We start from the raw sequence: 12,424 nt of genomic DNA on the forward strand, positions 1-12,424 counted from the left end.
TGCGCCCGTAGGATTACGGGCATGCCCAGGCAGCACAGTTCGACGGCCCAGCGGCATCCGATCTCGCCGCTGGCGATCAACATTTCGCGACTGGGACGCCGCCCCGGAGCGATGTTTTCGGTGCACGACACCGTCGCCAGCCCGTCCCGCATCGGGCTGGATCTGATCGCGATCGAGCGCGGTGCCCCACTGGAGCTGGATTTGCGGGTCGAGTCGGTGTCCGAAGGCGTGTTGGTGTCCGGAACGCTGGATGCGCCCACCGCCGGCGAGTGCGCCCGTTGCCTGACGGCCGTCACCGGGCACGTGCAGGTCGAGCTGACCGAACTGTTCGCCTACCCCGACAGCGCGACCGACGCGACCACCGAGGAAGGCGAGGTCGGTCGCGTCGTCGACGACATCGTCGACCTCGAGCAGCCCGTCATCGACGCCGTCGGGCTGGAACTGCCGCTGTCGCCGTTGTGCCAGGCGGATTGCCCCGGTCTGTGCCCGGACTGCGGCGTCCCGCTGGCCACCGCCGAGCCCGGTCATCACCACGACAAGATCGACCCGCGCTGGGCGAAGCTGACCGCGATGCTGCCTCCCGACGACGAGGCGCGACCGTGAGTGACCTGCTCGACGCGCTCGGGGTCGACCTCCCCGACGAGCTGCTGACTCTGGCGCTGACCCACCGCAGCTACGCCTACGAGCACGGCGGGCTGCCCACCAACGAGCGGTTGGAGTTCCTCGGCGACGCCGTGCTCGGCCTGACGGTCACCGACGAGCTGTTCCGCCGCCACCCCGACCGCTCGGAAGGGGATTTGGCGAAGCTGCGCGCCAGTGTGGTCAACACCCATGCGCTGGCCGACGTCGCGCGGGGGCTGACCGACAAGGGGCTGGGCGCGCACCTGCTGCTGGGCCGCGGCGAGGCCAACACCGGTGGCGCCGACAAATCCAGCATCCTGGCCGACGGGATGGAATCGCTGCTGGGCGCGATCTATTTGCACCACGGGATCGACACCGCCCGTGAGGTGATCCTGCGGCTGTTCGGCGGACTGCTGGACGCGGCGCCCACATTAGGCGCGGGCCTGGACTGGAAGACCAGCCTGCAGGAGCTGACCGCGGCGCGTGGCCTGGGCCCCCCGTCGTACCAGGTCACCGCCACCGGCCCGGACCACGACAAAGAATTCACCGCCGTCGTGATCGTGATGGACACCGAGTACGGCTCGGGGGTAGGCCGGACCAAAAAGGAAGCCGAGCAGAAGGCCGCGGCGGCCGCGTGGACCGCTCTCGACAGTGCCTGAGTTACCCGAAGTCGAGGTGGTTCGGCGCGGGCTGGCTGACCATGTGGTTGACAAGACCATCACCGCGGTTCGCGTGCATCATCCCCGCGCGGTGCGCCGGCACGAGGCCGGCCCGGCCGACCTGACGTCGCGGCTGCTCGGCGCGCGCATCACCGGCACCGACCGGCGCGGCAAGTATCTGTGGCTGACGCTGGACGACGGCGACACCGCGCTCGTCGTGCACCTGGGCATGAGCGGGCAGATGCTGATCGGCGCAGTCCCCAACACCGGTCACCTGCGGATTGCCACGGTACTCGACGACGGGACCGCATTGAGCTTTGTCGACCAGCGGACGTTCGGCGGGTGGCTGTTGGCCGACCTGGTGACTGTCGACGGCAGTGTGGTGCCCGCGCCGGTGGCGCACTTGGCACGCGACCCGCTGGACCCGCGCTTCGACGTCGACGCGGTGGTTAAGGTGTTGCGGCGCAAGCATTCCGAGATCAAACGGCAACTGCTCGACCAGACCGTGGTGTCGGGGATCGGCAACATCTACGCCGACGAGGCGCTGTGGCGGGCCAAGGTGAACGGCACGCGGCTCGCCGACACGTTGACCCGGCTGAAATTGACCGCCGTCCTAACGGCGGCTGCCGACGTGATGCGCGACGCGCTGGAGCAGGGCGGCACGTCGTTCGATTCGCTCTACGTCAATGTCAACGGCCAATCCGGCTACTTCGACCGGTCGCTGGACGCCTACGGCCGCGACGGCAAACCGTGCCGGCGGTGTGGCGCGGTGATCCGCCGCGAGAAGTTCATGAACCGCTCGTCGTACTACTGCCCACGCTGTCAGCGGCGTTGACGCGCACCGGTAGAAAAGAAGCCATGACGCAGCTATGGGTCGAACGCACGGGCACACGGCGCTACACCGGGCACAGCTCGCGCGGCGCTGAGGTCCTGGTCGGCTCGGAGGACGTCGACGGCGTGTTCACGCCGGGCGAGCTGCTCAAGATCGCGCTGGCCGCCTGCAGCGGGATGGCCAGCGACCAGCCGCTGGCCCGTCGCCTCGGCGACGACTACAACGCGGTCGTCCGGGTATCCGGCGCGGCCGACCGGGAGCAGGAGCGCTACCCGCTGCTCGAGGAGACCCTCGAGCTCGACCTATCCGGCCTGGACGACGCAGAGAAGGCACGCGTGCTGACCGTCGTGCAGCGCGCCGTCGACCAGGTCTGCACCGTCGGCCGCACTCTGAAATCCGGCACCAAAGTCACCTTCGAGGTAACCGATGTCGGAGCCTGACGTCCGGCTGACCGCCTGGGTGCGCGGACGGGTGCAGGGGGTCGGTTTCCGCTGGTGGACCCGCTCCCGGGCATTGGAGCTGGGTCTCACCGGATACGTCGCCAACAAGGTCGACGGGCGGGTGCTGGTTGTCGCGCAGGGGCCGCGCGACGCGTGCGAGCAGCTGCTGCATTTGCTGCAAGGCGGCACCACGCCTGGTCGGGTCGACAACGTCGTCGCCGACTGGTCGCAGCAACCACAGGACATCGACGGATTCAGCGCGCGGTAACCGCACGCAGATCTGGACCGCCGGTAGTCTCACACGTCGTGTACCTCAAGAGTCTGACGCTCAAGGGCTTCAAGTCCTTCGCTTCGCCGACGACTCTGCGCTTCGAGCCGGGCATCACCTGCGTGGTCGGGCCCAACGGCTCGGGCAAATCCAACGTCGTCGACGCGCTGGCCTGGGTGATGGGGGAGCAGGGCGCCAAGACGCTGCGCGGCGGCAAGATGGAAGACGTCATCTTCGCCGGCACGTCGTCGCGGGCGCCTCTGGGCCGAGCTGAAGTCACCGTCACCATCGACAACTCCGACAACGCGCTGCCGATCGAATACTCCGAAGTGTCGATCACCCGGCGGATGTTCCGCGACGGCGCCAGCGAATACGAAATCAACGGCAGCAGTTGCCGATTGATGGATGTGCAGGAGCTGCTGAGTGACTCCGGCATCGGCCGCGAGATGCACGTCATCGTCGGGCAGGGCAAGCTCAACGAAATCCTGGAGTCGCGGCCGGAGGACCGCCGGGCGTTCATCGAAGAAGCCGCCGGGGTGCTCAAGCACCGCAAGCGCAAGGAAAAGGCGGTCCGCAAGCTGGAGGCGATGTCGGCGAACCTGGCCCGGCTCACCGACCTGACCACCGAGCTGCGCCGCCAGCTCAAACCGCTGGGCCGCCAGGCCGAGGTGGCCCGTCGCGCAGCGACCATCCAGGCCGACCTGCGCGACGCCCGGCTGCGGCTGGCCGCCGACGACGTCGTCACCCGCCAGGCCGAGCTCAACGACACCAACGAGGCCGAGGCGGCGCTGCGCCGCGAGCACGACGAGGCCGCGGCCCGGATGTCGGTCGCATCCGAGGAATTGGCGGCCCACGAGCAGGCGCTGGCCGCGTTGTCGCACAAGGCCGAAACGGCACAGCAGACCTGGTTTCGGTTGTCCGCGTTGGCCGAACGCGTCAGCGCCACCGTGCGCATCGCCACCGAACGCGCCCAGCATCTCGACGTCGAGCCCGCCGCCACCGGCGGCCCCGACCCCGACGCGCTGGAGGCCGAAGCCGAGCAGGTCGCCGCGCAAGAACAACAGCTGCTCGCCGAGCTGGCCGGCGCGCGCAGCCGGCTGGAGGCGGCCCGCGCGGAGCTGGCCCACCGCGAACGCCACGCCGCCGAAGCCGAAGCGGCGCACCTGGCGGCGGTGCGCGCCGAGGCCGACCGGCGTGAGGGCCTGGCCCGGCTGGCCGGCCAGGTGGAGACCATGCGCGCCCGGGTGGAATCGACCGACTCCCAAGTGGCCAAGCTTTCGGAGCGCATCGAGGAAGCCGCCGCCCGCGCGCAGCATGCCCAGGCCGAATTCGAGACGGTGCAGGGCCGGGTCGGCGAGCTCGACCAGGGCGAGGTGGGTCTCGACGAGCACCACGACCGGACGGTGGCGGCGCTTCGGCTGGCCGACGAGCGGGTCGCCGAACTGCAGGCCGCCGAGCGCGGCGCCGAACGGCAGGTGGCGTCGCTGCGCGCGCGCATCGACGCGCTGGCGGTGGGGCTCGAACGCAAGGACGGCGCCGCCTGGCTGACCGAAAACCGCAGTGGCGCAGGTATTTTCGGGACACTGGCGAAACTGGTCAAAGTCGCCTCCGGTTACGAGACGGCGCTGGCGGCGGTCCTCGGCGCGGCCGCCGACGCGGTCGCGGCCGACAGCTTCGGCGCGGCCCGCTCGGCGGTGACCGCGCTCAAGCAGGCCGACGGGGGGCGCGCGGCGATCGTGCTGGGGGACTGGCCCGAAGAGCCTGTGCCACACAGCGTTTTGCCCGACGGTGCCCGCTGGGCATTGGACCTTGTCGACGCGCCGCCCCGGCTGCGCGGCGCGATGACCGCCATGCTGTCCGGCGTCGCCGTCGTCGCCGACCTGACCGCAGCCCTGGATCTCGTTGCGGGACAACCGAAGTTGCGCGCGGTCACCCTCGACGGCGACCTGGTCGGGGCCGGGTGGGTGAGTGGCGGTTCGGACCGCAAGCCCTCGACGCTGGAGATCACCAGCGAAATCGACAAGGCCCGCGCCGAGCTGGCCGCCGCCGAGGCGCAGGTCAGCCAGCTGTCCGCGGCGCTGTCCGGGGCGTTGAGCGAGCAGGCCGCCCGCCAGGACGCCGCCGAGCAGGCGCTGGCTGCACTTAACGAATCCGACGCCGCGATCTCGGCGATCTACGAGCAGCTGGGCAGGCTGGGCCAGGATGCCCGCACCGCCGAGGAGGAATGGCGCCGACTGCTGCACCAGCGCGAGGAGCTGGAGGCCGGTCGCGCCCAGACCCTCGAGGAGCTCGGCGAGCTGGAGACCCGGCTACGCAACGCCGAGCAGACCCAGCCCGAGTCGGCCACCGAGCCCGTCGACCGCCAGCAGATCGCGGCCGCCGCCGAGGCCGCCCGGGCCGCCGAGGTGGAAGCCCGGTTGACAGTGCGCACCGCCGAGGAACGCGCGAATGCCGTTCGGGGACGGGCGGATTCGCTTCGCCGCGCCGCCGCCGCCGAACGGGAAGCGCGGGTGCGCGCCCAGCAGGCCCGCGCCGCCCGTGAGCATGCGGCTGCCGTGGCCGCCGCGGTGGCCGACGCCGGGCGGCTGCTGGCCGAAAGGCTCGACCAGGTGGTGCGCGCGGCGTCGCGCAACCGCGACGCGCTGGCCGCCGAGCGTCAACAGCGGTCGACGGCGATGGCGGCAGTTCGGGACGAGGTGAACGCGCTGGGCAACCGGGTCGCGACGCTGACCGAGTCGTTGCACCGCGACGAGGTGGCCAAGGCGCAGGCCGCGCTGCGCATCGAGCAGCTCGAGCAGATGGTGCTCGAGCAGTTCGGGATGGCGCCCGACGACTTGGTCGCCGAGTACGGCCCGGACGTCCCGCTACCGCCCTCAGAGCTGGAGATGGCCGAATACGAGCAGGCCCGCGAACGCGGCGAGCAGGTCACCGCGCCCGCGCCGATGCCGTATGACCGGGCCACCCAGGAGCGCCGGGCCAAACGCGCCGAGCGCGAGCTGGCCGAGCTGGGCCGGGTCAACCCGCTGGCGCTGGAGGAGTTCGCCGCGCTGGAAGAGCGTTACAACTTCCTGTCCACCCAGCTCGAGGACGTCAAGGCGGCCCGCAAGGACCTTCTCGACGTCGTCGCCGACGTCGACGCCCGCATCCTGCAGGTGTTCAGCGACGCCTACGCCGACGTGGAACGCGAGTTCGAGCAGGTGTTCGCGACGCTGTTCCCCGGCGGCGAGGGCCGGCTGCGGCTGACCGATCCCGACGACATGCTCACCACCGGCATCGAGGTGGAGGCCCGCCCGCCCGGCAAGAAGATCAAGCGGCTGTCGCTGCTGTCCGGCGGCGAAAAATCGCTGACCGCGGTGGCGATGCTGGTCGCGATCTTCCGCGCCCGCCCGTCGCCGTTCTACATCATGGACGAGGTGGAGGCCGCACTCGACGACACCAACCTGCACCGGCTGCTGCGGCTGTTCGAAGAGCTGCGCGCCCAGTCGCAGCTGATCGTGATCACGCATCAGAAGCCGACGATGGAAGTGGCCGACTCGCTGTACGGCGTCACCATGCGCGACGACGGCATCACCGCGGTCATCTCGCAGCGGATGCGTGGCCAGGAGCTGGTCGCCGCGGGATAGCCGCGGCCGCGAGTGTGAACGAGGCGACGCGACACGCCGAAAACCCGTCGCATGGTTCACAGTCGAGCGCTAGGGGCCCGCGGTTGCGCGTTACGCCCCTGGAACAATGACGGGGTGTCTGAAAGCCTCTGGATCGCAATCGCGGTCGTCGCCGCACTGGTCGTCATCGCCGCGCTGGTCTTCGGCCTGGTCCGCTACCGCCGGCGGCAGATCAGCCTATCGGCCCGCGGCGAGACCCTCGACCGCTCCGGCGGCTACACCGCGTCGTCCGGAATCACGTTCAGCCAGACGGAGCGCATTGACACCACCGGGCTGCCCGGCGTCGGCGACGACGCAGCCATTCCGCGCGACGCGCCCAAACGCACCATCACCGACATCGAGCTGCCCGAACCCGAGACTGCGGCACCACCTCCAGCGCCGGAAATCGAGGCCATCGCGCCGCCCGAGGGCCGGTTGGAGCGGCTGCGCGGGCGGCTCGCCAGGTCGCAGAACGCGCTGGGCCGCAGCGTGCTGGGCCTGCTGGGTGGCGGAGACCTCGACGAAGACTCCTGGGAGGAAGTCGAGGACACCCTGCTCATCTCCGACCTCGGCCCGGTGGTCGCCACCTCGGTGGTGACACAGCTGCGCAGCCAGCTCGCCAGCAAGAACGTGCGCACCGAGGCCGACGCCCGCGCGGTGCTCCGCGAGGTGCTGATCGGCGAGTTGCGGCCCGACCTGGACCGCTCCATCCGCGCGCTGCCGCACGCCGACCATCCGTCGGTGCTGCTGGTCGTCGGCGTCAACGGCACCGGCAAAACCACGACGGTCGGCAAGCTGGCGCGGGTGCTGGTCGCCGACGGCCGCCGCGTGGTGCTGGGCGCCGCCGACACGTTCCGGGCCGCCGCGGCCGATCAGCTGCAGACCTGGGCGGCCCGGGTGGGCGCCGAGGTGGTGCGCGGCGCCGAGGGCGCCGATCCCGCGTCCGTGGCGTTCGACGCCGTGGACAAGGGCATCGATGCCGGCGCCGACGTCGTCGTCATCGACACCGCCGGGCGGCTGCACACCAAGACCGGGCTGATGGACGAACTCGGCAAGGTCAAACGGGTGGTGAGCCGGCGCGCGGCGGTAGACGAGGTGCTGCTCGTGCTCGACGCCACGATCGGCCAGAACGGGCTGGCGCAGGCGAAGGTGTTCGCCGACGTCGTCGACATCACCGGCGCCGTGCTGACCAAGCTGGACGGCACCGCCAAGGGCGGGATCGTCTTTCGGGTCCAGCAGGAACTCGGTGTGCCGGTCAAGCTGGTCGGCCTCGGGGAGGGGCCTGACGACCTGGCGCCGTTCGAGCCCGCTGCGTTCGTCGACGCGCTGTTGGGCTGATCTCGCACGTAGCGATCGCAAGCGCGGCGCAGCCGGGCGCAGCGGGTCGCCACAATCGCCCCGTGAGAACCCTGTAACTTCTGCGAAACCGCGGCGCGCCCACGCGGAAACAACCACTGCTCATTGTTTGACCAGGTCAATCACAGGAGGTTGGGGCGCGTGGACCATTTCCCGATGCTGGGGGTGCCGGACACCGGAGATACCGCCTGGATGCTGGCCAGTTCCGCTCTGGTGCTGTTGATGACGCCGGGGCTGGCCTTCTTCTACGGCGGGATGGTCCGCGCCAAGAGCGTGCTGAACATGATCATGATGAGCGTCAGCGCGATGGGCATCGTCACGGTGCTGTGGGTGCTCTACGGCTATTCGCTGGCGTTCGGCGACGACGTCGGCAACGTCGCCGGCAACCCCGCCGAATACTTCGGCCTGAAGGGTCTCATCGGTGTCAACGCTGTGGCGGCCGACCTGGCCACCCACACCGCGGCGGTCGAGATCCCACTAGTAGGCACCTTGCCTGCAACCGTTTTCGTGGCCTTCCAACTGATGTTTGCGATCATCACCGTCGCGTTGATCTCCGGGGCGGTCGCCGACCGGTTGAAGTTCGGCAGCTGGATGCTGTTTGCCGCGTTGTGGGCGAGCGTCGTCTACTTCCCGATTGCGCACTGGGTGTTCGCGGCCGACAAGGCCGCGTCGGCCCATGGCGGTTGGATTCTCAACAAGCTGCACGCGATCGACTTCGCCGGCGGCACCGCCGTCCACATCAACGCCGGCACAGCGGGTTTGGTCCTGGCGATCATCCTGGGCAAGCGCAAGGGCTGGCCCGGCATATCGATCCGTCCGCACAATTTGCCGCTGGTGATGCTCGGCGCCGGGCTGCTGTGGTTCGGTTGGTACGGGTTCAACGCGGGCTCGGCCACCAGCGCCAACGGCGCCGCGGGTTCGACGTTCATCACCACCACGATCGCGACCGCCGCCGCCATGCTGGGCTGGCTACTCACCGAGCGCATTCGCGACGGTCATGGGACCTCGTTGGGTGCGGCGTCAGGCATTGTGGCCGGGCTGGTCGCGATCACGCCGTCGTGTTCGTCGGTGAATGTTTTGGGCGCGTTGGTGATCGGCGCGGTCGCCGGCGTCGCGTGCGCACTGGCAGTCGGCCTGAAATACCGGTTCGGCTTTGACGATTCGCTGGACGTGGTCGGCGTGCACCTGGTCGGAGGTCTGGTGGGGACCTTGCTGATAGGTCTACTCGCCGCACCGGAGACCGTCGCCATCGCCGGTGTCTCGGGCGTGTCGCCCGGACTGTTCTACGGCGGCGGCTTCGATCAGCTTTGGCGACAGGCCATAGGCGCCGGCAGTGTTCTGACCTATTCGGCGATCGGTACGGCTATCTTGGCTCTGGTCGTGAAATACACCATCGGACTGCGCCTCAGTGCGGAGGATGAAGCCTCGGGTATCGACGAAGCTCAACACGCCGAGGGCGGTTACGACTTCGCGGTTGTCAGCAGTTCGGTTATTGCTCACCACGACTCACAGGGCGGAGAAGAGGAACAACGACATGAAGCTGATTACCGCGATCGTCAAGCCGTTCACGCTGGAAGACATCAAGACCAGCCTGGAGGAGGCGGGACACCTCGGGATGACGGTCAGCGAAGTCAAGGGGTACGGGCGGCAGAAGGGTCACACTGAGGTCTACCGCGGTGCTGAATACTCGGTTGACTTCGTACCGAAGGTGCGGATCGAGGTTTTGGTCGACGACTACGCCGCCGACAAGGTTGTCGACAGCATTGTGCGGGCGGCACGCACCGGCAAGATCGGCGACGGCAAGGTCTGGGTCAGTCCCGTGGAAACCGTTGTGCGGGTGCGTACCGGCGAACGCGGCGTCGACGCGATCTGAGACCCGCCGTGAGCATCTGATCCGATCCGGGCCGGGATGACCAAACGCGGCCCGGATCGGCCCGGGGTGTTCGAATCGGACACCGCGGCAACCGATTTGGCTGCTGCCCGACAACAGTTGCTGTCCAGCCCGCCCGATCAGCTCGATGCGGCCGCGCTGCGTCGGGCCTGGGCCGAGCTGCACGAATTCTGGCTGGCCGCCAAGGCGAAGGAGATCGGCGTCACCGCCGGCAGTGGTTTCGCCGTCGTCGCGACCGGTTCCCTGGGCCGCGGCGAGTTGCTGCCGTACTCCGATCTGGACTTGCTGCTGGTGCACGACGGCATGCCCGTTGACATTGTCGGTCAGGTTGCCGAATCCTTGTGGTATCCGTTGTGGGACAGCAATATTCGCCTCGATCACAGCGTACGCACGGTTAGCGAGGCGCTGCAGGTTGCGGGCGAGGACATTTCCGCCGGCCTGGCCATGCTCGACGCGCGGCACATCGCCGGAGACGAGCAGCCCTCGGCGCGGCTGGTCGACGGCGTACGCCAGCAATGGCGAGCCGAAATCCGTTCGCGCTTCGGCGAACTCGTCGAAGCCACGCATTCTCGGTGGCGTCGCAGCGGCGAGATCGCGCACCGCGCCGAGCCCGACCTGAAGTGCGGCCGCGGCGGGCTGCGCGATGTCCAACTGCTCGACGCGCTGGCCGTCGCCCAACTCGCCGACCGTGACGGCGCTTCACTGACAGGCGCCTACCGGACCCTGCTCGACGTTCGCACCGAACTGCACCGCGTCTCCGGTCGCGGCCATGACTTGCTGTTGGCCCAGTTTGCGGACGAGATCAGCGCGGCGTTGCACGTCGGCGACCGATACGACCTGGCTCGCACGCTCTCCGACGTGGCGCGCACCGTCAGCTACCGGGTCGACGCCGGCCTGCGCACCGCCGCCAACGCGCTGCCGCGGCGCGGGATGTCGGCGATGCGGCCAAGGCTGCGCCGGCCGCTGGACGAGGGTGTGGTCGAGTACGCCGGGGAAGTGGTGCTGGCGCGCGACGCGCGGCCCGAGCGCGATCCCGCCCTTGTGTTGCGGGTGGCCGCCGCGTCGGCCGCCACCGGCCTGCCGATCGCGGCGTCCACGCTGCGTCGGCTTGCCGAGGGCGCACCCGAGTTGCGCACGCCGTGGCCGCGGGAGGCGCTGAACAACCTATTGGTTCTGCTGGCCGCCGGGCCGGCCATGGTGGGAACCATCGAGGCGCTCGACCGCACCGGCCTGTGGGGCCGGCTGTTCCCGGAATGGGAAGCCGTCCGCGACCTGCCACCTCACGACGTCGTCCACATCTGGACGGTGGATCGCCACCTGGTCGAAACAGCAGTCCGGGCAAGGGTTTTCACGACTCGGGTAGCGCGGCCGGACCTGCTGATACTTGCCGCGCTGCTACACGACATCGGCAAGGGCCGGGGCACCGATCACAGCCTGATCGGCGCTGAGCTGGCTACCCAGGTCGGCACCCGACTGGGAATGTGGCCTTCCGACGTCGAGATGCTCTCCACATTGGTGTTGCACCATCTGTTGTTGGCGAAGACCGCCACCCGCCACGACCTCAACGACCCGGACACCATCGCCGCCGTCTCAGAGGCCCTCGGCGGGGATCCGGTGCTGCTCGACGTGCTGCACGCGCTGACCGAGGCCGACGCGCTGGCCACCGGACCCGCGGTGTGGAGCGAGTGGAAGGCGTCGCTGGTTGCTGAACTGGTACGACGCTGCCGGCTGGTGATGGCCGGTGAGGCACTACCGCAGGCGGATCCGATTGATCCGGAATACCTTTCGCTGGCGGCGGACCACGGGGTGCACGTGGAGCTGCGGCGCGGCAGCAGCCGGCGCAGCTACCACGTGGCGATGATCGCCCCGGACCAGCGCGGCCTGTTGTCCAAAGCCGCGGGCGTGCTGGCGCTGAACTCACTGAGGGTGCATTCGGCGTCGGTGAACATCCACGACGACGCCGCAATCAACGAGTTCGTGGTGTCCCCGCACTTCGGATCCCCGGTCGCCGCCGAGTTGCTGCGCCAGCAGTTCGCGGCTGCCCTCGACGGCGACGTCGACGTCCTCGACATGCTGGAGCGGCGCGAAAGCGACACCCACCGCGCTCCGGTCCGCGAGGTGCCGACCGGCGTTCCGGTCCACGATTCGATCGCGCCGCCCCGCATCGTGTGGTTCGACGGGCCGCCGGGCCGGACGATCGTCGAAATCCGCGCCACCGACCGACCCGGCCTACTGGCGCGACTCGCCCGCGTGCTGGAGCGCGCCGGAGCCGACATCGCATGGGCGAGAGTCACCACGGTGGGGTCGATGGTCGACGACGTCTTCTGCGTTGTGCTGCCGGCTGGGCCCGCCCCGGATATGCGAGCGGCGATCGATCGTGTGCTGTTCGCTGCCTTGGACGAACCCCTGTCCGGCGACGACGCGAAAGCCGGCTAGCAACCGTCGGGGCAGGCCGCGCCCGGTGCCACGTCCGGCGGCGGCGGTGGGGGTGGGAACAGTGGTCGCTTCGGCGGTCTGCCGTACTTCTCTGGATGGTCGTTCGGATCGTTCGGCAAGTGTCCGAATGGTATTCCAGCGGGCCGGCTTTGAGCGCTCAGCGAGTACCCGGCTGTCACTGGCGGGTGGCCTGCTGGTTGCTCGCTGCCGATACCGACCAGTGGTAGCGCGGAAAGTGCGCCGACCACCACGAGCAATCTCAGCGCTGTCTGGTTCCCGG

The 12,424-nt window shown here is 69.4% G+C and carries 10 protein-coding genes; all 10 read left to right on the forward strand.

What is annotated here, in order from left to right; genetic code table 11:
• Positions 1-21: 21 nt before the first annotated feature.
• The 10 genes from MFM001_RS14435 to MFM001_RS14485 all read left to right on the forward strand — a co-directional run bounded on the left by MFM001_RS14435 (position 22) and on the right by MFM001_RS14485 (position 12,144).
• Positions 22-603 carry a DUF177 domain-containing protein gene (locus tag MFM001_RS14435; RefSeq protein WP_116375945.1) on the forward strand — a complete coding sequence of 194 codons (582 nt, stop codon included), beginning with the start codon at positions 22-24 and terminating at the stop codon, positions 601-603.
• On the forward strand, positions 600-1,280 hold the full coding sequence (rnc, locus tag MFM001_RS14440) for a ribonuclease III (RefSeq protein ID WP_116375946.1): 681 nt from the start codon (positions 600-602) through the stop codon (positions 1,278-1,280). The genes MFM001_RS14435 and rnc overlap by 4 nt, the downstream gene beginning before the upstream one ends.
• Positions 1,273-2,115: a DNA-formamidopyrimidine glycosylase gene (gene mutM / locus MFM001_RS14445; protein WP_116375947.1), complete on the forward strand. Its 843-nt coding sequence runs from the start codon at positions 1,273-1,275 to the stop codon at positions 2,113-2,115. Before rnc ends, mutM begins: the two co-directional genes overlap by 8 nt.
• Positions 2,116-2,138: 23 nt before the next feature.
• Positions 2,139-2,552, forward strand: coding sequence for an OsmC family protein (locus MFM001_RS14450; RefSeq protein ID WP_116375948.1), 414 nt, complete (start codon positions 2,139-2,141; stop codon positions 2,550-2,552).
• Positions 2,539-2,820, forward strand: a complete 282-nt coding sequence (locus tag MFM001_RS14455; protein WP_116375949.1) for an acylphosphatase — start codon at positions 2,539-2,541, stop codon at positions 2,818-2,820. The genes MFM001_RS14450 and MFM001_RS14455 overlap by 14 nt, the downstream gene beginning before the upstream one ends.
• Before the next feature lie 38 nt (positions 2,821-2,858).
• Complete coding sequence (smc, locus tag MFM001_RS14460; protein ID WP_116375950.1) at positions 2,859-6,443, forward strand: chromosome segregation protein SMC; 3,585 nt, start codon at positions 2,859-2,861, stop codon at positions 6,441-6,443.
• Positions 6,444-6,557: 114 nt separating this feature from the next.
• Complete coding sequence (gene ftsY / locus MFM001_RS14465; protein WP_116375951.1) at positions 6,558-7,799, forward strand: signal recognition particle-docking protein FtsY; 1,242 nt, start codon at positions 6,558-6,560, stop codon at positions 7,797-7,799.
• 159 nt (positions 7,800-7,958) lie between these two features.
• On the forward strand, positions 7,959-9,482 hold the full coding sequence (locus MFM001_RS14475) for an ammonium transporter (protein ID WP_192886947.1): 1,524 nt from the start codon (positions 7,959-7,961) through the stop codon (positions 9,480-9,482).
• Positions 9,409-9,690 (forward strand): P-II family nitrogen regulator, encoded by a 282-nt coding sequence (locus tag MFM001_RS14480; RefSeq protein ID WP_238159211.1) that lies wholly within the window; start codon positions 9,409-9,411, stop codon positions 9,688-9,690. The genes MFM001_RS14475 and MFM001_RS14480 overlap by 74 nt, the downstream gene beginning before the upstream one ends.
• Before the next feature lie 36 nt (positions 9,691-9,726).
• Entirely contained in the window at positions 9,727-12,144 is a 2,418-nt protein-coding gene (locus MFM001_RS14485; RefSeq protein ID WP_116375954.1) for a [protein-PII] uridylyltransferase, read from the forward strand.
• Positions 12,145-12,424: the final 280 nt, after the last annotated feature.

The sequence above is a fragment of the Mycobacterium sp. MFM001 genome (assembly GCF_003402475.1).
Classification (GTDB): Bacteria; Actinomycetota; Actinomycetes; order Mycobacteriales; family Mycobacteriaceae; genus Mycobacterium.